The organism is Vibrio sp. R11-SG3-ISO3-SZ, from assembly GCF_059834345.1.
This window is the reverse complement of sequence record NZ_JCBDGX010000098.1, coordinates 1-20,553: the sequence shown is the minus strand read 5'-3', so window position 1 is coordinate 20,553 and position 20,553 is coordinate 1. Positions and strand designations below refer to the sequence as shown.

Here is a 20,553-nt window from a genome sequence, read left to right as displayed (position 1 = left end):
CAGTGTACGAGCAATTTCGATGGTCGCAATGCGTTGCTTAACCACCGTAAACAGCGCGGTTGCCAAACCCACAATACCACCGTAGATCAAAGACAAACCCACATCGGTATTTTCAAAAGCGCCCAGCAGATTAAACGCTTCGCCATCCGCTTTGAGCGCTTGACCACCGGTGTAAAGCATGGCCGCGACCGTTGCAATGATTAACAGCACAATAGGCAAAACCAAATCAAGGACGCGTCCGCCTTCGCTTTCACGAATATCCAGCTCTTCATTGAGCTCGTGCGCTTCTTTGGTGTCGTTCTCTGCATCTTTGTCAAAACCACGGCCTTGAGACGCCGCAATTTCATGGCTGCGCATCTTACCGATGTCGAGACCAAACCAAGCCACAGCAAACACCATCAACAGCGCAAATACCGCATAGAAGTTCATCGGAATCAAACGCACGTAAGCGCCCAACGCGGAATACTCTGTGATGCCATGAGACACTAAGATGCCACCAATGATGGTCATAATGTAGGCACCCCAGCTTGATGCGGGCATCAAGACACACATAGGGGCAGCGGTCGAATCGAGAATATAAGCCAGCTTAGAGCGAGAGACGTAAAAACGGTCCGTGACTGGGCGAGAAATCGCGCCCACCGCCAAGCTGTTAAAGTAATCATCGACAAAAATGAACACGCCCAAAAACGCAGCAAGCAGTTTTGAACCGCGTTTACTTTTCACACGAGACTGCGCCCATTCAGCGAACGCGCGAGTGCCGCCTGAGAGCGTCAGCAGTGCTGTCATCATACCGAGCAAAAGCAAGAAGCCGACAATACTCATGTTCCAAGTATTGAGGCCACCGTCTTCTACGAAAACGCCCGATACGGTTGACGCAAGATAACCCGACGCACTCGAAAACGAATAGTCGTTAAGCAATACGGCACCTAAAACGATACCCACACCGAGAGACACAAGAACGCGACGCGTAATGATCGCAAGACTCAACGCCACGAGTGGTGGCAAAAGAGATAAAGGAGATGAGGCAAAATCAATTAAATTCATGATCTTCAAAAACCAGTAATAAATGGTTAGAGATCTACTGCAGATTAGTCAACCGCACGAGGCCGTTGATAATGTTGAACTTAGCGACAGGGAAGTAGACACTTCACCCAACCCTACAGTAGCGCTCCATAGTTTTACACATTATAGACTATGGCAGTGTTAGCCCTTTCGAGACTAACCCCAGCGAACTCCTTTGATATGGAAGCCCACTTCGGCGAGATAACCTTTCACGCATGCTCATTGGCATCACCCCAACAAACGCTACTATTTTATTCCGCTCCTCTACCGCACAACCAAAATAATCAACCAATGAAACATCAAATTAACAAAGGTTTTACTGTAGTCATGCATTAGGTGGCGCCATTGTACCCATCTAAAACTGCATTTCAACAATTTGGCTCGTTTTGTTGTCACTTTTATTGCTTAGCGATGGTACAAACAGGAAGCCAACTCTCAATTTGATGACAATTCACACTGTGCTGACGTTCAACGCCCGGGACATTAAAAACTCGGTGTTGACTGCAATGCCAAATAGATAGCACTTTCTCCAAGTCGAAATATGTGCTGTGATCGAAATCGTAAAAGAAAACGTATTGAGGTGGTTCATTTGAACTATATCGACATTATAATGCCAACTATTAGGCAAATTCGTTCTCATGCTGATTTCGGCGACTTTTATCTAAACAGTACCATCAGGATAAGAAACGTTTAATAATAGATATGAAACTCTATTATTAAATCTGAGCGTCAAAACAAGACTTAGCCGAATGATCGCTCCAATAAAGTAAAGAAAGGTAAATTTGGCTGACAGTAACAATAAATTTATCGCATTCTGCTAAGAATGGATTGTAATGTTTAAATATCAGGATTAGTATTTAAGAAATACTCTTAAATAAGATAACAATGAGAGATGTTATGTCTGAACTAACAAAAACACTATTAAATATTCGTAGTCTTCGTGCAGCAGCACGTGAACTGACTCTTGAGCAACTGGAAGACGCCCTAAGCAAATTAACGACAGTCTTTACTGAGCGTAAAGAAGAGGAAGAAGCGCAGCGTGCAGCAGCGGCAGAGCAAGAAGCCAAACTGGCTGCCATTGCTGAGCAAATTTCTAAAGAAGGTATCGATATTGATGCCCTTTACTCTGCGCTTGCTGGTGAAACAAAAACCAAAACAAAATCGAAACGTGCACCTCGTCCACCAAAATATAAATACGTGGATGCAAGCGGAGAAACTAAAACTTGGACAGGTCAGGGTCGCACCCCATCTGCTATTCAACAGCAATTGGATGCAGGCAAGAGCCTAGAAGAGTTCCTGATCTAACTTTCGATGTAAGTTAGTTCAAAAAAAAGCGCCTTTCGGCGCTTTTTTCGTTTATCGTTCCCAGTAGGCTTCTTCCAAGCTATCTTCTCGCTCTGGTAAACCTTTCGAAAGACGTGGAGAGTGCTGAACCAATACCTCATAACTGGCACGGTTGGAATACTTACATACTTGTGAAAAGGAAGAGTAAGTTAAAAACGCATGCGCGTGTTTACTCGAGTTGGGCACATTTTCTTTGTGGTATTTATTCGCGGCCATATCGTGCAATAACGCAGACAATGCCGCATCACCGGCGCCATTGGTGTTTTTAATTTTCTCCGGACCACCCATGTATGGTGAAATATGGGAATATACTTTGATCGCTTGATCGCAATTATCTTTTAATGCAGGGCGGCTAAATTCATAACGATTGAATTCCGCAATACTACCTGGCAACAAAGGCAATGACGTTTCACGTTTGGCCGCGTCTTCGGTATAACCGGCCATAAACAAGCCAAGTGGCCCAGCAGTACACAGCACCAAATCGACCCACTCCAAGGCTTTGTCTGATGCCGCAAGCGGGTCGCTCTCCCCAGTGAGCGCATGCGCCTCATCTTCATTCATCGCTACAACGGTGACATGATCGCGCAAAAATTGCTGCCAAAACTGCGGGTCATCTTGGATGACAAACTTAGTCCCTAACGTGAGAACGACCGGTACATCGTGCTTTTTCGCGTACTCAATAGCGCGCATGGTCGCTTCTGGCATCGGATCGCCCGCTTTGCAGCGCACCAAATACGCAGTCAGCACCAGTGCAGAAGCATTTTTAAAGATTTTTTCTGGAATGCTCTCTGGTTTAAGCTGGTTCATCTGCCCTTCACTAATGGCAAAAGTGCGCTCCCCGTCTTCGGTGATCAGCGCGAAGCAGCGTCCAATCGCGCCGTCGACACCTTGCAGATAATTCAAATCCATTCGACTGGAGGTATTGCACAAATAACGATAGCCGTAACTGCCGATCTTGATGTCCTGACTCATGACACCCAGTAGCGTCGAACGGTCATCCGCCAACACAGAATAGTTGTGCAAGGTATTGCCAATCGTACCACCCGCGTATTCATTGGTGATCAAATCATCGCGCTTTAGTTCGTCGTATAACGCTTCGGCCGTCGCATCATCAATCACCAGTGAGTGTCCCTTACTTAACTGGTATTTTTCGATGAGCGAGCTACACACTTTGGCTTCAATATCCACTAAGGTTTGGTCGATACCAATAATATGGGTGCGGGACATTTTCTTGCTGTCCTGCGCTTGAGTCACTAAAGGATCGCGAGCATGAACCGGGAAGTAATGTTTGGATTTGCGTTGGCCGGGAAATTTCATAATCAGAGTAAAGTAAGGGATAAAAAGTGGCGCGATTCTACCGCGCCCTTATTGGCGCGGCAACTCCCGCTAGTATAGCAAACGTTTGCTCGCACATTTAACCTAGCACAACGTCTATAACGATTAGCGGCGGCTTATTCGCCTTCCATAAAACTCAAATCTGGCAACAAATCCAAGTGCTCAGAATAGCGTTTAAGATTAAACTCGCCATCGTTTTTCATCACATCAAAAATTTCGATTGAGACTGCGCAAGCCATCATGGCAATCGCTTCGTCTCTTGCTGTGCCTGTCATCATCAAACGCATTAACGTTTCTTTCACTTTGATGGGGTTGCCATCTTGGAGTTGGTTTTCAATCACTTCAATAAGTTGTGTTTCTTGCAGCAGTTCGTCTTGGTGTTCAGTCATGAGGAGTTCACTTAATAATGAGATAGATGAGCCTAGGACTCTTGAATTTCGCCCACTATGCCACAACTAACCCTGCATTACCCAACGATATCCGAGCTAACTGTCGACGTAATGACCATCAACGCAATCAACCGATATGTTGTGATATTTACGCGAGGTACATTGCCGTGTTTAGCAGATAACTTGGGCTCTATTTGTCGAACTATGGGCTGCATAACAACCTAGCGAGAACAAGCTGAAAAGCATCGGTGTGATTTCGATCTCGGATCTGTCACCGCTACCGGCTTTCTGCTAGAATTTGCATCCAGTTAAATTGAGTGGTGTGACCTAATGTCTGAAAACTGTACTGACAACAGTAAAAAGAAAGTCATCGTCGGTATGTCTGGCGGTGTAGATTCGTCCGTTTCTGCCTACCTGTTAAAGCAACAAGGCTATCAGGTTGAAGGCTTGTTCATGAAGAACTGGGAAGAAGACGACAACGAAGAATACTGTACAGCAGCAGAAGATCTCGCCGACGCGCAAGCGGTGTGTGACAAGTTGGGCATCCACCTGCACACCATTAACTTTGCTGCCGAGTACTGGGATAACGTATTCGAATACTTTTTGGCGGAATACAAAGCGGGCCGCACGCCGAACCCGGATATTCTCTGCAACAAAGAGATCAAATTTAAAGCATTCTTGGAATTCGCCGACGAAGTCCTCGACGCCGACTACATTGCGATGGGTCATTACGTGCGCCGCACCTTCCCTGACAATGGCGAAGCACCTAAGATGCTGCGTGGATTAGATGGCAATAAAGATCAAAGCTACTTCCTCTATACACTAAGCAGTGACCAAGTAGCGCGTAGCCTATTCCCTGTTGGCGAGCTTGAAAAGCCGGAAGTGCGACGCATCGCCGAAGAGCAAGATTTGATCACCGCCAAGAAAAAAGATTCCACCGGGATCTGTTTTATTGGTGAGCGCAAATTTACCGATTTCTTATCTCGCTATCTACCTGCGCAACCCGGTAAAATCGAAACACCGGAAGGCAAAGTGATTGGCGAGCACCAAGGTTTGATGTACCACACGCTAGGCCAGCGCAAAGGACTACACATTGGTGGTCAAAAAGGCGGCGGCGGTAATGAAGACCCTTGGTACGTGGCAGACAAAGATCTGAAACGCAATGTGTTAATTGCTGTGCAAGGTGCAGATCACCCTCTGCTCAAGTCTGAGGGTTTGGTGGCTTCACAGTTACATTGGGTCGATCGCACACCGATTCGCGAGCCAATCAAATGCACGGTAAAAACCCGCTATCGCCAAACCGACATCCCTTGTACCATCACACCTATCGATGATGAGAACATCAAGGTTACCTTTGATGAGCCTCAGGTGGCGGTGACCCCAGGGCAATCTGCGGTATTTTATGATGGTGATGTGTGCTTAGGTGGCGGCATCATCGAGCAGCGTCTGTAATGGACAGTGTGTCTGTAATCAACAGTTTATTGATAGGAGTACGATTCGGTGGCTAATGCACTCTATGACCGCACCATCGCCTTTGCCGGTATTTGCCAGGCCGTCGCTTTGGTTCAACAAGTGGCGAAGAACGGTTACTGTGACAATGACGCGTTCGAAACCTCGTTAAAAGCGGTCTTAAACACCAATCCAAGCAACACAGTGGCGGTGTATGGTCGTGAATCCGATCTTAAACTGGGGCTTGAGTGTTTAGTCAAAGGGATCGATAGCACGCCAGCAGGCAGCGAAATCACACGCTACATCATTAGTCTCATGGCGCTTGAACGTAAACTCAGCGCCCGCCGCGACTCTATGTCTCAGCTTGGCGATCGCATCCAAATGTTGGAGCGCCAACTCGAGCACTTTGACCTACACAGCGAGCAAATGATCAGCAACCTTGCCAGCGTCTACCTGGATGTCATCAGTCCGGTGGGTCCGCGTATTCAGGTCACTGGCACACCGTCCGTATTACAGCAGACTAGCAACCAGCACAAAGTACGTGCCTTATTGCTCTCCGGCATTCGTAGTGCCGTGCTATGGCGTCAAGTGGGCGGCAAACGTCGCCACCTTATTTTTGGACGTAAGAAGATGGTGGAGCAAGCACAAATTTTGCTCGCCAGAATGTAAGATACACCACAGAGAATCTTGGCTCGCCACTCGGCGAGCTTATTTTTTCTCTGTCGGATAAGAATCGCGCAAACGTTTGCGCAATATTCGTGACAATTGCCACAGTTATTGGTATAAAGCTCACCAGATTTAAAACCCAATTCAGGAGAACATCATGGAACTGTCAGCACTGACTGCTGTTTCACCAGTAGACGGCCGTTACGGTAGCAAGACAATTGCACTTCGCAGCATCTTTAGTGAGTTTGGTCTACTAAAGTACCGCTCTATCGTTGAAATTCGTTGGTTACAAAAGCTCGCAGCGACCGATGCCATCGCAGAAGTTCCTGCCTTCAGTGCAGAAGCGAACCAGTTCCTTGATGACCTAGCGGCTAACTTCTCAGAAGAGGACGCGGCTCGCATCAAAGAGATTGAGCGCACCACCAACCACGACGTCAAAGCCGTTGAGTATTTCCTTAAAGAGAAAGTCGCTGGCGTTCCTGAACTGCATGCCGTGAACGAATTCATTCACTTTGCATGTACATCAGAAGACATCAACAACACTTCTCACGCTCTTATGCTTAAAGAAGCGCGTGACAGCGTGATTCTTCCTGAAATCAAAAATATCATTGATGCGATCAAAGCACTGGCTGTCGAGTACCGCGACATCCCGCTACTCTCTCGTACTCACGGTCAACCAGCATCACCGACCACTATGGGTAAAGAGATGGCGAACGTGGCGTACCGTATGGAACGTCAATACAAGCAGATCGAAAATGTTGAGATTCTCGCGAAAATCAACGGCGCAGTGGGTAACTACAACGCGCATCTTTCCGCCTACCCTGAGCTTGATTGGCACCAGTTCTCTGAAGAGTTCATTACGCAATCTCTTGGCGTAACGTGGAACCCATACACGACGCAGATCGAACCGCACGATTACATCGCAGAACTGTTTGATGCCATCGCACGTTTCAACACCATCCTTATCGATTTCGATCGTGACGTTTGGGGTTACATCGCACTGGGTCACTTCAAGCAAAAAACCATTGCTGGTGAAATTGGTTCTTCAACCATGCCACACAAGGTGAACCCAATCGACTTTGAAAACTCAGAAGGCAACCTAGGTTTAGCAAACGCGGTATTTGGCCACCTAGCACAAAAACTGCCTATCTCTCGTTGGCAACGTGACCTAACGGATTCTACCGTGCTACGTAACCTTGGTGTGGGTGTGGGTTACGCAATCATTGCGTACACGTCGACCCTAAAAGGCATCAGCAAACTGGAAGTGAACCGTGAAGCCCTGCTTGCTGAGCTAGACAAAAACTGGGAAGTGCTTGCGGAGCCTGTGCAAACCGTTATGCGTCGTTACGGTATTGAGAAGCCATACGAGAAGCTAAAAGAGCTCACTCGTGGTAAGCGCGTAGATGGTGAAGCAATGCGTCATTTCATCGACGGTCTAGAGCTTCCAGAGCACGAAAAAGCGCGTCTGAAAGAGATGACACCTGCGAACTACATTGGTCAAGCCATCGAGCTGACTGACAAGCTCTAAGCGAGCGTTCTCGCAGCAACAATCAAAAGACTTTGCCTCGGCAAAGTCTTTTTCATTTCTGGCGTTTTCATTTCAGAGTATGTGAGCCTCGCTTAGCGATGAGGACTGTTTAAGGCGCCTACTGCTTTTGGAAAAAGAGCGTGATTTGCCCCACTTCCATCCCCCATTTCTTTATCTTGGTCAGGTTGAACACGTGCCGTTCATCTTGTCGATATAGCCAATCATCAAAACTGACTGACACACTGCCGTCATCCAATGGCAGTTCAAAATCGTATTGCCATTGCAGCGCATTACCGACTTCTCTTCCGCGGGCGGTACCGATGATGTCATCGGCTTTTCCAGTGTAGCGACCAGCGTCACTGCGTGTTATCGTCCAGATGCGCTGACTCAACTCGCCATCATCAAAACGAAAATCTTCCACCAGCGTTAACGTGTCACCCTCTACTGTTCCGTCAATAGTGACAAAAAAACGCCGAGTCTGTTTATCTGTATAGTCTTGCACCATCCCCCACGCGTGGGTTTCGCCTTGAAAATAGTCGAACAAATCAAAAGCTGGACCGCTAGTTTGGTAGTCATCAATATCGGCACTACACCCCACCAATACGACACTCAAAAGTATCGCCGCTAAACGAGCACCTAAACGAGATATCATCGCTGCTTTCCTATCAGTTGTTGACGCAATCTTGGGTAGTCAGTTTTGGGGGAAAGCCATATTGAGACAAACGCATCATTAAAGGCTTCATCGTCGATAATGCCAATGCGCTGCGTATCCGACTGACGCGTATAATAAAACTCACCCACTTGACCGTTGGTCACATAGGTTAAGTTGTGCCCCTGTTCGATATTGGGGAAAACCTCGGCCAAACGAGTCAACCAACCTTGTGCAACCTCTTCTCTGTAGCCGAGTTTTTGCCACTGCTCCATCGTGGCATTGAGTAACTGACCTTGACTGATGTTACGCTGATAAGTAATGGAGAGCGCGAGTGGATGAGGCGTCACGTCGTCACTTTCCCGGTATTGACCATTGGGCGCGCGTAACTCCGACTGGTAAATATCAAAAAAGAGCATGGAGAGCTGCGCCTGACCGACCACCGGCCAGTGTGACCATAGCGCGTTCTGCGTCTGTTCATTACCTCCCCCTGAAACGTGTCCCGCTGAAATGGAGGCGTGCGCGTATTGAGACAAGCACAGCACGCTAATCAGGAATGTCATGACCTTTTTCATTGCCGTATATCCTTAACATCAAACCTATCACCACCATCCACTGACCAAAAAGAATCAGTAAACTGAGTGTGGGAGAATAGCCGAATTCAACCGCACCAAGCCGCTCTCCCGCCCAATAACTCAAAGCGCCCGAGAGCCCTCCTATCACTGTTACGATCCAACTGGGGTATGTATTCACCAAGGGCAACAAAAAAGTGCTGTACCAGATGAATATCGCCCAAAGCGCCGATAGCCAAATCGGTATCAACCAAGTTGAATGCATCGCGTACTCGAACCGCAGTACCCCCGCAAGCATATTGACACTGTCGATGCCAATACCAACAGCGAAAACGATACCAACAAAACTCAAAGGCAACGGCTTAGCTGACACCCCTATGGTGACCGCATAAGTCGCCACCACCAGCGCAACCAACCACCATTGCCACGCCTCATTGCCTAATACTGCGAGCAGCCAAAGCGCTTGAAACCAGCTCGATATCAGCAGTAAACGAATCATCAGTTATGGTCGCTGAAATGTCATATGAACGGTGCTGATGCTCTTGGCTTTAAAGCCCCCTTCGCAATAGCAGAAGTAGTAGTTCCACATGCGAATAAAACGCTCATCAAACCCTAAGTGTTTGACGCGCGCCAGCGAACCATTAAAGCGTCGATGCCAGTGGTTGAGCGTTTGCGCGTAGTCCTGACCAATATCGAATAGGTTTCGCAGCACCAAGTCACTGTGTTTGGTGGTGGTTTGTGTCAAGGCCGTGATGGATGGCAGAAATCCTCCCGGGAAGATGTATTTCTGGATAAAATCCACATTGTCGCTGTAATAGTCATAGCGCTGATCGGCAATGGTGATCGCTTGAATGGCCATCAATCCACCCGGGCGCAGTAGAGACTGACACTTCTCGATATAAGAGCGCAGATACTGTTTACCGACGGCCTCTATCATCTCGATAGATACCAATTTATCGAACTCCCCCTCAAGCAGACGATAATCTTGCTTGAGCAAAGTAATATTATCCTGCAAGCCAAGTGCTTCTATCCGGCTCGCGGCGTATTGATATTGTTGCTCAGAGATAGTGGTTGTGGTCACATGGCACCCGTAGGTCGTCGCCATGTAGATGGCCATCGCGCCCCAACCCGTGCCGATTTCAATCACTCGGTCTTGCTCGTTGAGCTGCAATTCCTGACAGAGTCTCTCCATCTTATTGATCTGCGCTTGTTCTAATGAGTCACTTGGGTCAGTAAACAGCGCCGAAGAGTAGAGCATCTCTTTATCGAGGAAGGTTTGATATAACTCGTTGCTCAAATCATAGTGCGCTTCAATGTTCTTCTGCGCCTTCTCAACCGTATTGCGATTTAACCAATGGCCGAGCTTATAGAGGATTTTAGAGAGTAAGCTGCTGCGACTTTCCAAGGCATCCAACGCGGATAAGTTCTTCGCCATCAATTCCATCACTTGGGTCAGATTCGGGCTGTCCCACCAGCCATCCATATAGGCTTCACCTGCTGCAATGCTGCCCCCCTTGAGTAGACGCGCGTAAAAGCCGGGGTGCTTAACTTCAACAATGGCATGGGGTCCATTATCTAAGTGCTGATTGGATCCGTGATGCTGACCAAACGTCTCTTGTCTTTGACTGCCATCACTGTCACTAAACACTTCTCGTATGGTCAGTGTCCCGACCTGCAGATGGGACAGAGTCGAAAAGGCGAGATTACGCGCCGTTTTTTGCACAGTGGTCAGCGCTCTTGGTATGGGCATTACTTGCGAATTCATTGTTCTCTTTGCTCCTTGCAACATGTCCGGCGGACTCTGTTTTGTGCGTACATTTGTCTTTGTTTTAGGTGCTAGGGTTTTAGATGGCTATACGCCTTGGCTAGCTGTTGGTCTCTTTGTCTTGGTAGCCGGGTTCTTGGGAACCGGGATGGGAATAAAAAGGCGCCCCTTTCACCCACAGTTTCAACGCGTGCCAATAAATACCTATCACCACTTTTACTGCCATAATCGGCGTTGCGATCAATCGCTTAGCGAGTTGAGTGGAGGTAAGAGGCTGTTTGCGCATCGCCATCGTGGCATCAAACACTTTGGTTCGCGTTGTCTCCTCCGCATTACTATGACATTCAAGATGGACAAACAGAGACTCAGTGAGCGGTTTGAGGCGCCATACGTAAGTCTGTTTAATTGGGTTAAACGGTGACACATGAAAAGCCTTATTGTGACGCCAAGTGCTGGCATCATTGGCATCCACCGCATAGTAATGGCGCTCGTTCCAAGGCGTGTTGGAGACCTCTGCCAATAAGTAGCGCCATTGCCCTTGTTCATCATAAAGGTAGTAAAAATTGACCGGGCTGAAGTAAATCCCGAGGTACCTAAGATGGAGGACGGCTTCAACGCGGCCTCGCAGGGTAACACCCGTCAGCGCTTCGACCTTGTCTTGCACCGCGACCTTGAGACTGCCCTCGCCAACATAGTCACTGCGTTTGAATCTCGCCCAGTGCCACCAGCGTGTACCAAATGCCCAGACTCTGCTCTCCAGCGCCTCTAGCTCATCCAAATCGATGCACGGCATAAAGAGCGGATAATTGAGACTGTGCGAGATGGGCGAAAAACGCCGATGTCTCACATCCCCCACCAGCAGTGCACTGCGCAACGCGTCTGTCATTAGGCGGCTCCTCGTGTCGTCTGCGCGAGGGCTTCGATACCGCGAACTACATCCAGGGCGCTGCGTACACCGTCCTCGTGGAATCCGTTGTACCAGTAAGCGCCGCAAAACCAGGTTTGACTTTGCCCGTTGACTTCCTCTCTGCGGCGCTGGGCGTTGAGAGATTCGGTATTGAACACAGGGTGATGATAGTTGAAGGTACGCAGCACTTTACTCGGTTCTATATGCTCTGCACTGTTGAGTGAAACGCAAAAGGTCACTGGCGCTTCGATGTGCTGAAGAATGTTCATGTTGTAAGTCAGCGTCGGCGCACGAGTGTGCTGGCCGTCTCCACCTTCAATCCAGTAGTTCCAAGACGCCCATGCAGCTTTGCGAGTCGGGAGCAACGCCTCGTCTGTATGCAAAATCACTTCGTTGGCTTGATAGGCAAGATGGCTCAGCACTGAGGTTTCGCTTTCACTGGCATCAGCCAACATCGCGAGCGCTTGATCACTGTGACAAGCAAAAATAACCTGATCGAAACGTTCAGACTGGCACTGTTCGCTTTGCTTCGCGCTTCGGTCAACATAGTGAATCGTCACGCCTGCCGAATCACGCGTGACACGAGTGACAGGCGTGTTCAAACGAATTCTTTCTTTGAAGCCTTGGGTCAGAGGGTCGATGTACTCACGCGATCCTCCCTCAATCACATACCATTGCGGGCGGTTGGTGACGTCCAGCAAGCCGTGATTGAGGAAAAAGCGGGCGAAGAAACCGAGTGGGAAGGCGCGCATATCCGCCAACGTTGATGACCAAATCGCGGCGCCCATCGGCAAAATATAGTTCGTACAAAAATAGTCACTGAATTCATGTAGAGTAAGGAACTCCCCAAGGGTCAGAGCACTCTCTTGACTGGCCTGTGCTTGCGCTTTCACTAAACGGTTAAAGCGCAAAATCTCGAAAATAAAACGATAGAACCTCGGGCGAAGCCAATTTCGCTTCTGGGCAAACAAGGTTGTGAGTGTGTGGCCGTTATACTCCAGTCTATTGTCGTCGTTTCTCACACTGAAGCTCATCTGGCTCGGTCTGCCACGCACGCCAATCTCCTGCATCAACTGGATGAAATTGGGGTAAGTGCGATCGTTGTAAACAATAAAGCCGGTATCTACCGCGTAGGTGCGCCCTTCAACCTCCACATCCACCGTGGCGGTATGCCCACCTACATAGTCGTTGGCTTCAAACACGGTGATGTCGTGGTTTGGGTGTAGGTAGTAACCACAGGTTAAACCTGAAATACCCGAGCCGATGATTGCTATTTTCATTGTTGTTATCCTTGTTCCCTATCCTGTTATCTATGCAGCGAATGCGTTCAACGCGAGCCGAGTAGTCGGCTGACCAGCGCGGTTTGCCAACGATAAGGCAACGAACCAAAAACGCGCAGTAGCGTGGTGAATCGTTTGGGGAAATAGAGCGTCGACACCCCCTTTTCCAAACCTCGTCGAATTGAGTCCGATGCCGATTGCACCGAAACCATCATCGGCATATCAAACGTGTTTTTGTCCGTGAGCGGCGTTTTGACAAAGCCTGGAAAAATGATCGTGACATCAACGCCTTTGGACTTGAGATCCAACTGCAGCGTGCGGGCGAGATAGCTAACCGCCGCTTTTGAGGCGCCATAAGCTTCTGCCCTTGGCAAGGCGACTTCACTGGCGATCGAACCCAAAATTGCGACACGTTGCCCTGGTGAAAAATGCGATTGCGCGGCGGTGACGAGATTGACCACCCCCATCACATTAATCGCAAAAATGCGCTCGAACAGAGCAGCATCCATCACACCATCATCGATGTACTCACAATCTCCGGCGCTGAGCAGCCATACGTCCGGTGTGTTCTCGAGGGAGTCGATGGCTTGAGTTGTCTGCGCGAGATCGGTGACATCAAACCGCAGTGGCGTTATCGTCTCAAATTGCTGCGCCAGCTCTGCGAGCGCTTGCTCGTTTCGACCACAAGCGATCACCTGCCAGTGGTCGCGGGCGTAATCCATCGCCAGCTGCTTGCCGATGCCAGAGGTCGCCCCCGTGATGAGAACGGTCTTCATTGTCCGAGCCTCAGTTTGATCGATTTAATGACGCTACCCAAAATAGGCAAGTTTTCGTACAACATTTCACCAAGATCGAAGTAGTCGCGATGGTAAATCACTTTGCCATCGGCAAATTTAAGATGAGACACGCCATTGACAGCAACAGGCTTGCCTTTGGACAATTTGGGGTGCTCCAACGTCATCACCCAAGTTAAAAAACCCATATCGCCGCTTTGTTGGGCGTGCTGAATATCAAACTCGCAGCGCTGGACATTGCTATAAAGCGACTGGAAGTAGCGCTCAAGCTCAGGCCAGCCTTCCATTCGATGCGCGGCATCTTCAAATACCACATTTTGGTGATAGACCTGCTCAAGCAACACCAGATTATGCTTATCGAGTTGCTGATAGATATTGCCGACTGACTGGACGTCCATTTCGCCTCCATCTTACATTCACACAAGTTATACATTTTTATTTAATGTACAACTTATATAACCTTAGTTGAACATCAAAAGTTGTACAAATTATTTTTTGTACAACTTTCTATTGCCAGCTTGTACGTCTGCTTAGCGAATAAGATCAAAAAAAGGCTTGGTGATAAACCAAGCCTTTTCAGTCAATTAAGTTGTCTTTATGACGAGATAAGCGTTATGAGTTGCGCAGTGCGGCGATGCGCTTATCCAATGGAGGGTGGCTCATAAGCAGTTCGGTCATTGAGCGCTTACCGTTAATACCAAAGGCCATCATCGATCCTTCGAGTTGAGACTCGTGGCTCACTTTAAGGCGCTCAAGTGCGGCAATCATCTTGTGTTTGCCAACCAAATTCGCCGCACCCGCATCGGCGTGGAACTCACGGTGACGGCTGTACCACATGGTAATAAAGCTCGCGAGGAAACCAAACACCAATTCCAACACCATAGAGACGCCGAAGTAGACCATCATGCTACTGCCGCCCTCTTCGTCGCGGTTCGACGAGACGATATTGGCAATAAAGCGTGACAAGAAGATCACAAAGGTATTCACCACACCTTGCATCAAGGTCATGGTGACCATATCACCGTTGGCGATGTGGCTCACTTCGTGTGCCAACACAGCTTCCGCTTCATCGCGGGTCATGTTGTGCAAAAGACCGGTCGATACCGCGACCAGAGAGTCATCACGCTTAGCGCCTGTCGCAAAAGCATTGATATCAGGAGAATCATAAATGGCCACTGTCGGCATACCGATGCCCACTTGGTCAGATTGACGTTTTACGGTTTCAAGCAGCCAGTGTTCTGTTTCGTTGCGTGGGCTTTCAATTACCATGCCACCAACGGAGCGAAGCGCCATACTCTTAGACATCAAGAGAGAAATGAACGAACCGCCGAAACCAAATACCGCCGCCATTACCAGCAAGCCCGATAGGCTACCTGGCTGCAAACCGGTGGTCGCATAAACGATATTAAGCACCACACTAAGCACAAGGATAACGGCTAAGTTGGTCGCTAGAAATAACATGACACGCTTCATTATTTACTCTTCTCCACGCAAAAGCTGACAGTGAACAGATCCATCGCCTGTTCTGAATGAACTGTTGCAAATGACCTGTTGTAGATGAATTGTGGGCACATTGACTCAATATCAATACCTAGCATAGGAATTATTTCAGGCTAAGTATGACGCACCCCACAATTTATCAGGGATAAAGAGAGTGTATTCCTTTTCTCAATAACGTTAAGTGGCAAATTGAAACATTTGATGTCACAGCACTTTTTCACCTCTATCTTGTATCATTCAACAGGCCAACCAAACACCATTAGACTTTGGTCTTATTGCTGCATCTTGGTTTCATGGTAGATTTCAAACAGATTTTCACTTCCATGGATAAGGGAACGACATCATGGTTGAAACTAACAACTATCAAATGGCTATTGATATGCTTCGTTGTCACTTAGGATTGTCTGAGGATGAGGCCAAACAACAACTGGGGTTAGCCTTGGGGCAATCAGCGCAGAACCACGCAATGGAAATGCAGCAAGCCATGCTGGGGCTAAGCGAAGAGCAGTAAACGGCAACGACATAAACGCATCGGATAAAGACGCAACGAGAGAGGGCAGCCACACGGCTGCCCTTTTTGTCTCTTCAGTGCGGTTATCGCCTAAAACCGATCACACTTCTAACAAAGGTGAGGTCGCACCAGCAATCAACGGCTCAACATTGATGTATTTTGCCAAATCTTTGCGTTTGACGCCCGGCACGTATGGAATCTCGCCGATTTTAGGTGCGTCAATCTTGTTCTCAAGCATTTCAATGATGTCACGATAATGCTCTGTGCCCGGGTTGACGCGGTTTGCAACCCAGCCAATGACGTCAAGACCATCGGCTTTGATGGCATCTAGCGTCAACATCGCGTGACTCAAACAGCCCAGCTTAATACCCACCACCAGTACCACCGGCAGCTTTTCTTGCACGACCCAAGTCGATAAACAGTCACTTTCGGACACAGGTACGCGCCAGCCGCCCGCGCCTTCGACAAGGACCATCTGCGCATTTTGCTTGTGTTGCGCCAACTTATCGCTCAGCACCGCGTAATCAATCGTCACATTTTCGCGCTGCGCCGCAATATGTGGTGACGCGGGTAGCTCTAGCGCATACGGGTTGACGTCTTCATAGGCGACATCCAACGTTGCAGCGCTTTGTAAATAGAGCGCGTCTGAGTTACGCAGTCCAAATTCTGTCTGTTCGCTTCCAGCCGCAACCGGCTTGTAGCCAATTGTCTTTATTCCTTTCTCGGCTAAAGCGTTGAGGATTGCTTTAGAAGCAACCGTTTTGCCCACATCGGTATCCGTACCAGCAATAAAAAAAGCATCAATCATCGATGTATAACCCCTAAACAAACCTGATAAGTTGCGGGTAACAACCCCTCTTGGTTTTGAAATACCTGGTACGCTTGCTCTAACTTTCTAAGCGTTTGGCGACTCATGAGTCCCGGTGAGCGGCCGCTCACATGGTTTGCGCCAATGCCCTTTAAATCACGCATTAGAGAAAAAGCAGTCTCATACCACACTGTGACAGCGGGCAAGTCTAGATGATGGTGGGGTGATTCAGATTGCGCTAACGCAAGTTTTAACTGATTGACGGTAATAAAATCGTTAACGTGTTGATATGAATCAATATTACGCCATGCGCTTTTCAACTCATCGAGCGATCCATCCAGCAAAGTCGAAAATACAATCTCACCGCCCTTTTTCACTACGCGGCGCATTTCTTTAAGTGGCAGAGCCAAGTCCTCGCACCACTGCAAAGCCAAGCTTGAGAACACGTAATCCACACTGCCCGCTTGCAGCGGCAACTGTTCAGCATCGCCCAATTGATAGTGCATGTTAACGTCACCGCAGCGCGCTCTCGCGGCCGCCAGCATATCCGGAGAGAGATCAAGACAGATCACCTTAGCCCCGCGCTGTTGTAACTGCCGAGAGAAATACCCCGTCCCGCAGCCGACATCCAGCACGACTTGACCACTCAAATCGCTGGGCATGCGTGCAAGCAGTCTCTCACCTACATCACGCTGGAAAGCCGCATGGGCATCGTAGGTGGCGGATGCTTTGCTAAAAGCATCACGAATGGCGGATTTATCGCTCACTGCTTTATCGCTGACTGTTTTGACGCTCACCGGTGTAAGAGGATGTGGGGAAGGTGTCTTTACCGCGTGCATGAGTGTCCTCGTCCCGTGGGTTTTCTTGCGCCTTTGATGGCTTGGGCCAACTGATGAATGTGCGTTTTGGTATGATTGGCGGTTAAAGTAATGCGTAGCCGCGCGCTGCCTTTGGGTACGGTTGGCGGGCGAATGGCGGTCAACCATATACCTTGCTGTTTCAGCTGTGAGGCGGTGGCCACCGCATCGTCACTCTCGCCAATCAGCCAAGGCTTGATGGGTGTCGGCGTTGCCACGTATCCAGGTTCGTCACTAAGTAGTTGATCGTACAGTGCCGTCAACTCAGCTAGCTTATCTCTGCGCCACTGCTGCTGCTCTATGATCTCGCTCGCTTTATGAAGGGCGACCGCTTGCGCCCCGGGCATGGCTGTCGAGTAGACATAATGGCGAGCAAATTGCGTCAAGTAATCGGCCAATTCGTCATGACACAGAATCGCCGCACCGGAGAGACCAAACGCTTTACCAAAGGTGACAATCAACACCTGTGGTTTGATGCCCGCATGTTGGCAGCTGCCGCGTCCACCTTCGCCGAGCACGCCGATACCGTGAGCGTCATCAACCGCAAGCCATGCCTGTTGCTCTGTGAGCTCGCTGATCCCTTGCAGCGGCGCAAGATCGCCATCCATGCTAAACACCCCTTCGGTGATAACAAGGGTCGCAGCTTCAGGATCGATGCGGTTCAATACCTGGCGCAAATGCGCCATATCGTTGTGTTTAAAGCGCTTCATGGTCGCAGGACAGAGTACCCCTGCTTCCATCAAGGATGCGTGGTTGAGTTTGTCTTGAATCAGCACATCGTCTTGCTGAAGTAAACTCAATAGCAGCGCTTGATTAGCGGCAAAACCGGAGCTGAACAGCACCGCTCTCTCATAGCCTAGCCATTTACACAGCCGCTCTTGCAGCGCTTGATGTGCGCCGCCATGACCTGTCACCAATGGCGATGCGCCTGAGCCATTGCCATAGACGGTAATGCCTTGCTGCCAGGCTTGCCCAATAGTGGCGTTCGTCGCAAGACCAAGATAGTCGTTGCTGGAAAAATTCAAGTATCGGCGCTCGTTATCAGCAATCTCCACCTGATTGCCACCGTGCGAAGTGCGTGTCTGACGCAGTAAGCCCTGCGAGCGGCGCTCGGCCAGCGCAGCGCGCACGCGAGAATCAAACGCTGGCATCGTAGAACAGGTCGTCTTTGGCTGGACGAGCCGCCACACGTTCCACAACGCGATCCAGCAGATCGTTCTCTTCTATTTCATCCGGCTTTTGCGACACCTGTTGACTGTTGATACCCAGCTTTTTGAACAGCTGCATATCTTTGTCTTCCGATGGGTTTGGCGTGGTCAGCAGTTTGCAACCATAAAACACCGAGTTGGCCCCGGCCATAAAGCACAGTGCTTGCATCTGCTCGTTCATATTTTCACGTCCAGCAGAGAGGCGTACTGCAGAGCGCGGCATCATAATGCGCGCAATGGCAATTAAGCGGATGAAATCAAACGGCTCGACGTCCTCGACCTCTTCCAGTGGGGTCCCTTTGACTTTGACGAGCATATTAATCGGCACACTCTCTGGGTGTGTCGGCAGATTAGCCAGCTCAACCAGTAAGCCCGCTCGGTCATTGGCGCTCTCACCCATGCCAATAATGCCACCGGAGCAAATCTTCATGCCTGCGTCACGCACGTGTGACAGAGTGTCCAGTCTATCTTGATAAGTGCGAGTAGTAATGATGTTGCCGTAGAACTCTGGCGAGGTATCTAAGTTGTGGTTGTAGTAGTCAAGACCAGCCTGTGAGAGCTCTTTCGCCTGCTCGGCCGTCAACATGCCCAGAGTCATACAAGTCTCAAGCCCCATCTCTTTGACGCCTTTGATCATCTCGGTGAGATGAGGCATATCGCGCTGTTTGGGGTTCTTCCATGCCGCGCCCATACAGAAGCGTGTGGAACCCGCACTTTTCGCTTTTTGCGCGGCATCGAGTACCCGCTCGACTTCCATCAATCGCTCTTTTTCAATGTCAGTTTGGTAACGCGCACTTTGCGGACAATATTTGCAATCTTCCGGGCAAGCGCCGGTTTTGATCGACAGCAGGGTACTCACCTGCACGTGATTGGCCTGCTGATAGTGGCGATGGACGGTTTGCGCTTCAAAGACTAAGTCCATGAATGGCTTTTCCATGAGCGCACGGACTTGCTCGACAGTCCAGTTATGACGTACTTCCACCTGCTTTCCTTTTTATTATTGGATTGATTTCTCGCCAGTCTACTGACACCATACGCACTGTCAACACAATAAAAACACGCAGGTTTACATCTGCTTAATATTTGAACTTTGATTTATTAAGGAACTTTGATGGATCTCGCCTTTGATCGCCGCCATATCTGGCATCCGTACACTTCTACTCTCACACCTCTGACCTGCTACCCTGTTCGTAGCGCAGAGGGTGTCTATCTTGAATTAGAGAGCGGTGAGCAGCTGGTCGATGGCATGTCGTCTTGGTGGGCTGCGATTCACGGCTACAATCATCCTGCGTTAAATCGTGCCGCCCATGAACAAATTGACACCCTCTCTCATGTGATGTTTGGTGGCATCACCCATCAACCGGCGATCACCTTGTGTCAAGCGCTGCTTGAGCTCGCACCGGATAATCTTGAACAGGTGTTTCTTGCCGATTCTGGTTCGGTGGCGGTGGAAGTGAGCCTAAAAATGGCGCTGCAATATTGGCATGCGAAAGGCGAGCCGCGCTCAAAGTTTCTCACCCTTCGAGATGGCTACCATGGCGATACCTTTGCGGCGATGTCGGTAACTGATCCTGACAACTCCATGCATTCACTCTATAAAGGCTTTCTGCCTGAACACATTTTTGCTCGCTCGCCTCAAACAGGCTTCTGGCAAACGTGGCAACCCAGTGATCTGGACGATTTTCGTCAACAGCTCGCTAATCATCATCAAGAAATAGCGGCGGTCATTCTTGAGCCCATAGTGCAAGGTGCGGGAGGCATGCGCATTTATCACCCAGAATTTCTAAAAGGCGTACGCCAACTGTGTGACGACTATGGCGTGCTGCTGATATTGGATGAAATCGCCACCGGCTTTGGCCGCACAGGCAAGCTGTTTGCCTGCGAACACGCCGAGGTTCAGCCAGACATCCTCTGTGTCGGTAAAGCGCT

General features: G+C 49.2%; 22 protein-coding genes and 1 riboswitch. Of the genes, 6 read left to right on the top strand and 16 right to left on the bottom strand.

Annotated features, from left to right (window positions below; all coding sequences use genetic code 11):
- Positions 1-1,044 (bottom strand): Na+/H+ antiporter NhaC family protein (locus tag AC6R1O_RS12815; RefSeq protein ID WP_500657149.1); only part of this gene is annotated, 1,044 nt, incomplete at its 3' end.
- A 111-nt stretch (positions 1,045-1,155) separates the two neighbouring features.
- Positions 1,156-1,337, bottom strand: a riboswitch (Lysine riboswitch).
- Between the two features lie 622 nt (positions 1,338-1,959).
- On the opposite strand from AC6R1O_RS12815, the gene AC6R1O_RS12810 reads away from it, so the two are divergent.
- Entirely contained in the window at positions 1,960-2,367 is a 408-nt protein-coding gene (locus AC6R1O_RS12810) for an H-NS family histone-like protein (protein ID WP_334550775.1), read from the top strand.
- A gap of 51 nt (positions 2,368-2,418) precedes the next feature.
- Here AC6R1O_RS12810 and AC6R1O_RS12805 read toward each other — a convergent pair whose 3' ends face one another.
- A complete protein-coding gene (locus AC6R1O_RS12805) occupies positions 2,419-3,723 on the bottom strand; it encodes an inosine/guanosine kinase (RefSeq protein ID WP_487902050.1) in 1,305 nt (434 codons plus the stop codon).
- A 134-nt stretch (positions 3,724-3,857) separates the two neighbouring features.
- Positions 3,858-4,130, bottom strand: a complete 273-nt coding sequence (locus AC6R1O_RS12800; RefSeq protein WP_487902049.1) for a hypothetical protein — start codon at positions 4,128-4,130, stop codon at positions 3,858-3,860.
- A 330-nt stretch (positions 4,131-4,460) separates the two neighbouring features.
- Between AC6R1O_RS12800 and mnmA the strand changes: the two genes are divergently transcribed.
- The 3 genes from mnmA to purB all read left to right on the top strand — a co-directional run bounded on the left by mnmA (position 4,461) and on the right by purB (position 7,773).
- On the top strand, positions 4,461-5,582 hold the full coding sequence (gene mnmA / locus AC6R1O_RS12795; RefSeq protein WP_487902048.1) for a tRNA 2-thiouridine(34) synthase MnmA: 1,122 nt from the start codon (positions 4,461-4,463) through the stop codon (positions 5,580-5,582).
- A 48-nt stretch (positions 5,583-5,630) separates the two neighbouring features.
- Complete coding sequence (gene hflD / locus AC6R1O_RS12790; protein ID WP_487902047.1) at positions 5,631-6,248, top strand: high frequency lysogenization protein HflD; 618 nt, start codon at positions 5,631-5,633, stop codon at positions 6,246-6,248.
- A gap of 154 nt (positions 6,249-6,402) precedes the next feature.
- The gene (purB, locus tag AC6R1O_RS12785; protein WP_334550783.1) at positions 6,403-7,773 is read left to right on the top strand and encodes an adenylosuccinate lyase; all 1,371 of its coding nucleotides are present in this window, start codon (positions 6,403-6,405) and stop codon (positions 7,771-7,773) included.
- Positions 7,774-7,891: 118 nt separating this feature from the next.
- Here purB and AC6R1O_RS12780 read toward each other — a convergent pair whose 3' ends face one another.
- From AC6R1O_RS12780 to htpX, 9 genes are all read right to left on the bottom strand, one after another.
- Positions 7,892-8,425, bottom strand: coding sequence for a DUF3833 domain-containing protein (locus AC6R1O_RS12780; protein ID WP_500657148.1), 534 nt, complete (start codon positions 8,423-8,425; stop codon positions 7,892-7,894).
- The gene (locus AC6R1O_RS12775) at positions 8,422-8,985 is read right to left on the bottom strand and encodes a chalcone isomerase family protein (RefSeq protein ID WP_500657147.1); all 564 of its coding nucleotides are present in this window, start codon (positions 8,983-8,985) and stop codon (positions 8,422-8,424) included. Before AC6R1O_RS12775 ends, AC6R1O_RS12780 begins: the two co-directional genes overlap by 4 nt.
- A complete protein-coding gene (locus AC6R1O_RS12770; RefSeq protein WP_500626915.1) occupies positions 8,969-9,493 on the bottom strand; it encodes a DUF2878 domain-containing protein in 525 nt (174 codons plus the stop codon). The genes AC6R1O_RS12775 and AC6R1O_RS12770 overlap by 17 nt, the downstream gene beginning before the upstream one ends.
- Positions 9,494-9,496: 3 nt before the next feature.
- The gene (locus AC6R1O_RS12765; RefSeq protein ID WP_500632631.1) at positions 9,497-10,759 is read right to left on the bottom strand and encodes a class I SAM-dependent methyltransferase; all 1,263 of its coding nucleotides are present in this window, start codon (positions 10,757-10,759) and stop codon (positions 9,497-9,499) included.
- A gap of 100 nt (positions 10,760-10,859) precedes the next feature.
- Positions 10,860-11,645, bottom strand: coding sequence for a DUF1365 domain-containing protein (locus AC6R1O_RS12760; protein ID WP_500632632.1), 786 nt, complete (start codon positions 11,643-11,645; stop codon positions 10,860-10,862).
- Positions 11,645-12,946: an NAD(P)/FAD-dependent oxidoreductase gene (locus AC6R1O_RS12755; protein ID WP_500632633.1), complete on the bottom strand. Its 1,302-nt coding sequence runs from the start codon at positions 12,944-12,946 to the stop codon at positions 11,645-11,647. Before AC6R1O_RS12755 ends, AC6R1O_RS12760 begins: the two co-directional genes overlap by 1 nt.
- Before the next feature lie 47 nt (positions 12,947-12,993).
- Positions 12,994-13,722 carry an SDR family NAD(P)-dependent oxidoreductase gene (locus AC6R1O_RS12750; protein ID WP_500632634.1) on the bottom strand — a complete coding sequence of 243 codons (729 nt, stop codon included), beginning with the start codon at positions 13,720-13,722 and terminating at the stop codon, positions 12,994-12,996.
- Positions 13,719-14,138, bottom strand: coding sequence for a nuclear transport factor 2 family protein (locus AC6R1O_RS12745; RefSeq protein WP_500632635.1), 420 nt, complete (start codon positions 14,136-14,138; stop codon positions 13,719-13,721). The genes AC6R1O_RS12750 and AC6R1O_RS12745 overlap by 4 nt, the downstream gene beginning before the upstream one ends.
- Before the next feature lie 214 nt (positions 14,139-14,352).
- Positions 14,353-15,213: a protease HtpX gene (htpX, locus tag AC6R1O_RS12740; protein WP_334550795.1), complete on the bottom strand. Its 861-nt coding sequence runs from the start codon at positions 15,211-15,213 to the stop codon at positions 14,353-14,355.
- 370 nt (positions 15,214-15,583) lie between these two features.
- Between htpX and AC6R1O_RS12735 the strand changes: the two genes are divergently transcribed.
- Positions 15,584-15,751, top strand: coding sequence for a hypothetical protein (locus AC6R1O_RS12735; protein WP_500637240.1), 168 nt, complete (start codon positions 15,584-15,586; stop codon positions 15,749-15,751).
- Between the two features lie 100 nt (positions 15,752-15,851).
- Here AC6R1O_RS12735 and bioD read toward each other — a convergent pair whose 3' ends face one another.
- The 4 genes from bioD to bioB are packed head-to-tail and all read right to left on the bottom strand — an operon-like array spanning position 15,852 to position 19,606.
- Positions 15,852-16,559: a dethiobiotin synthase gene (gene bioD, locus AC6R1O_RS12730; protein WP_500638874.1), complete on the bottom strand. Its 708-nt coding sequence runs from the start codon at positions 16,557-16,559 to the stop codon at positions 15,852-15,854.
- Positions 16,556-17,398, bottom strand: coding sequence for a malonyl-ACP O-methyltransferase BioC (bioC, locus tag AC6R1O_RS12725; RefSeq protein ID WP_500633533.1), 843 nt, complete (start codon positions 17,396-17,398; stop codon positions 16,556-16,558). The genes bioD and bioC overlap by 4 nt, the downstream gene beginning before the upstream one ends.
- On the bottom strand, positions 17,386-18,567 hold the full coding sequence (bioF, locus tag AC6R1O_RS12720) for an 8-amino-7-oxononanoate synthase (protein ID WP_500633532.1): 1,182 nt from the start codon (positions 18,565-18,567) through the stop codon (positions 17,386-17,388). Before bioF ends, bioC begins: the two co-directional genes overlap by 13 nt.
- Positions 18,554-19,606 carry a biotin synthase BioB gene (gene bioB, locus AC6R1O_RS12715; RefSeq protein ID WP_500631640.1) on the bottom strand — a complete coding sequence of 351 codons (1,053 nt, stop codon included), beginning with the start codon at positions 19,604-19,606 and terminating at the stop codon, positions 18,554-18,556. Before bioB ends, bioF begins: the two co-directional genes overlap by 14 nt.
- A 129-nt stretch (positions 19,607-19,735) precedes the next feature.
- Here bioB and bioA point away from each other — a divergent pair.
- The coding region (bioA, locus tag AC6R1O_RS12710; protein WP_500657146.1) for an adenosylmethionine--8-amino-7-oxononanoate transaminase at positions 19,736-20,553 on the top strand (818 nt) is incomplete at its 3' end.

Bases quoted from the DNA above. Each gene is read 5' to 3' on its own strand.
- AC6R1O_RS12765 (WP_500632631.1), bottom strand. From the start codon at position 10,759: ATGAATTCGCAAGTAATGCCCATACCAAGAGCGCTGACCACTGTGCAA.
- bioD (WP_500638874.1), bottom strand. From the start codon at position 16,559: ATGATTGATGCTTTTTTTATTGCTGGTACGGATACCGATGTGGGCAAA.
- AC6R1O_RS12780 (WP_500657148.1), bottom strand. From the start codon at position 8,425: ATGATATCTCGTTTAGGTGCTCGTTTAGCGGCGATACTTTTGAGTGTC.
- mnmA (WP_487902048.1), top strand. From the start codon at position 4,461: ATGTCTGAAAACTGTACTGACAACAGTAAAAAGAAAGTCATCGTCGGT.
- AC6R1O_RS12755 (WP_500632633.1), bottom strand. From the start codon at position 12,946: ATGAAAATAGCAATCATCGGCTCGGGTATTTCAGGTTTAACCTGTGGT.
- AC6R1O_RS12805 (WP_487902050.1), bottom strand. From the start codon at position 3,723: ATGAAATTTCCCGGCCAACGCAAATCCAAACATTACTTCCCGGTTCAT.
- AC6R1O_RS12775 (WP_500657147.1), bottom strand. From the start codon at position 8,985: ATGACATTCCTGATTAGCGTGCTGTGCTTGTCTCAATACGCGCACGCC.
- AC6R1O_RS12760 (WP_500632632.1), bottom strand. From the start codon at position 11,645: ATGACAGACGCGTTGCGCAGTGCACTGCTGGTGGGGGATGTGAGACAT.
- AC6R1O_RS12800 (WP_487902049.1), bottom strand. From the start codon at position 4,130: ATGACTGAACACCAAGACGAACTGCTGCAAGAAACACAACTTATTGAA.
- AC6R1O_RS12810 (WP_334550775.1), top strand. From the start codon at position 1,960: ATGTCTGAACTAACAAAAACACTATTAAATATTCGTAGTCTTCGTGCA.
- AC6R1O_RS12745 (WP_500632635.1), bottom strand. From the start codon at position 14,138: ATGGACGTCCAGTCAGTCGGCAATATCTATCAGCAACTCGATAAGCAT.
- bioC (WP_500633533.1), bottom strand. From the start codon at position 17,398: ATGCACGCGGTAAAGACACCTTCCCCACATCCTCTTACACCGGTGAGC.
- bioF (WP_500633532.1), bottom strand. From the start codon at position 18,567: ATGCCAGCGTTTGATTCTCGCGTGCGCGCTGCGCTGGCCGAGCGCCGC.
- purB (WP_334550783.1), top strand. From the start codon at position 6,403: ATGGAACTGTCAGCACTGACTGCTGTTTCACCAGTAGACGGCCGTTAC.
- htpX (WP_334550795.1), bottom strand. From the start codon at position 15,213: ATGAAGCGTGTCATGTTATTTCTAGCGACCAACTTAGCCGTTATCCTT.
- AC6R1O_RS12735 (WP_500637240.1), top strand. From the start codon at position 15,584: ATGGTTGAAACTAACAACTATCAAATGGCTATTGATATGCTTCGTTGT.
- AC6R1O_RS12770 (WP_500626915.1), bottom strand. From the start codon at position 9,493: ATGATTCGTTTACTGCTGATATCGAGCTGGTTTCAAGCGCTTTGGCTG.
- AC6R1O_RS12750 (WP_500632634.1), bottom strand. From the start codon at position 13,722: ATGAAGACCGTTCTCATCACGGGGGCGACCTCTGGCATCGGCAAGCAG.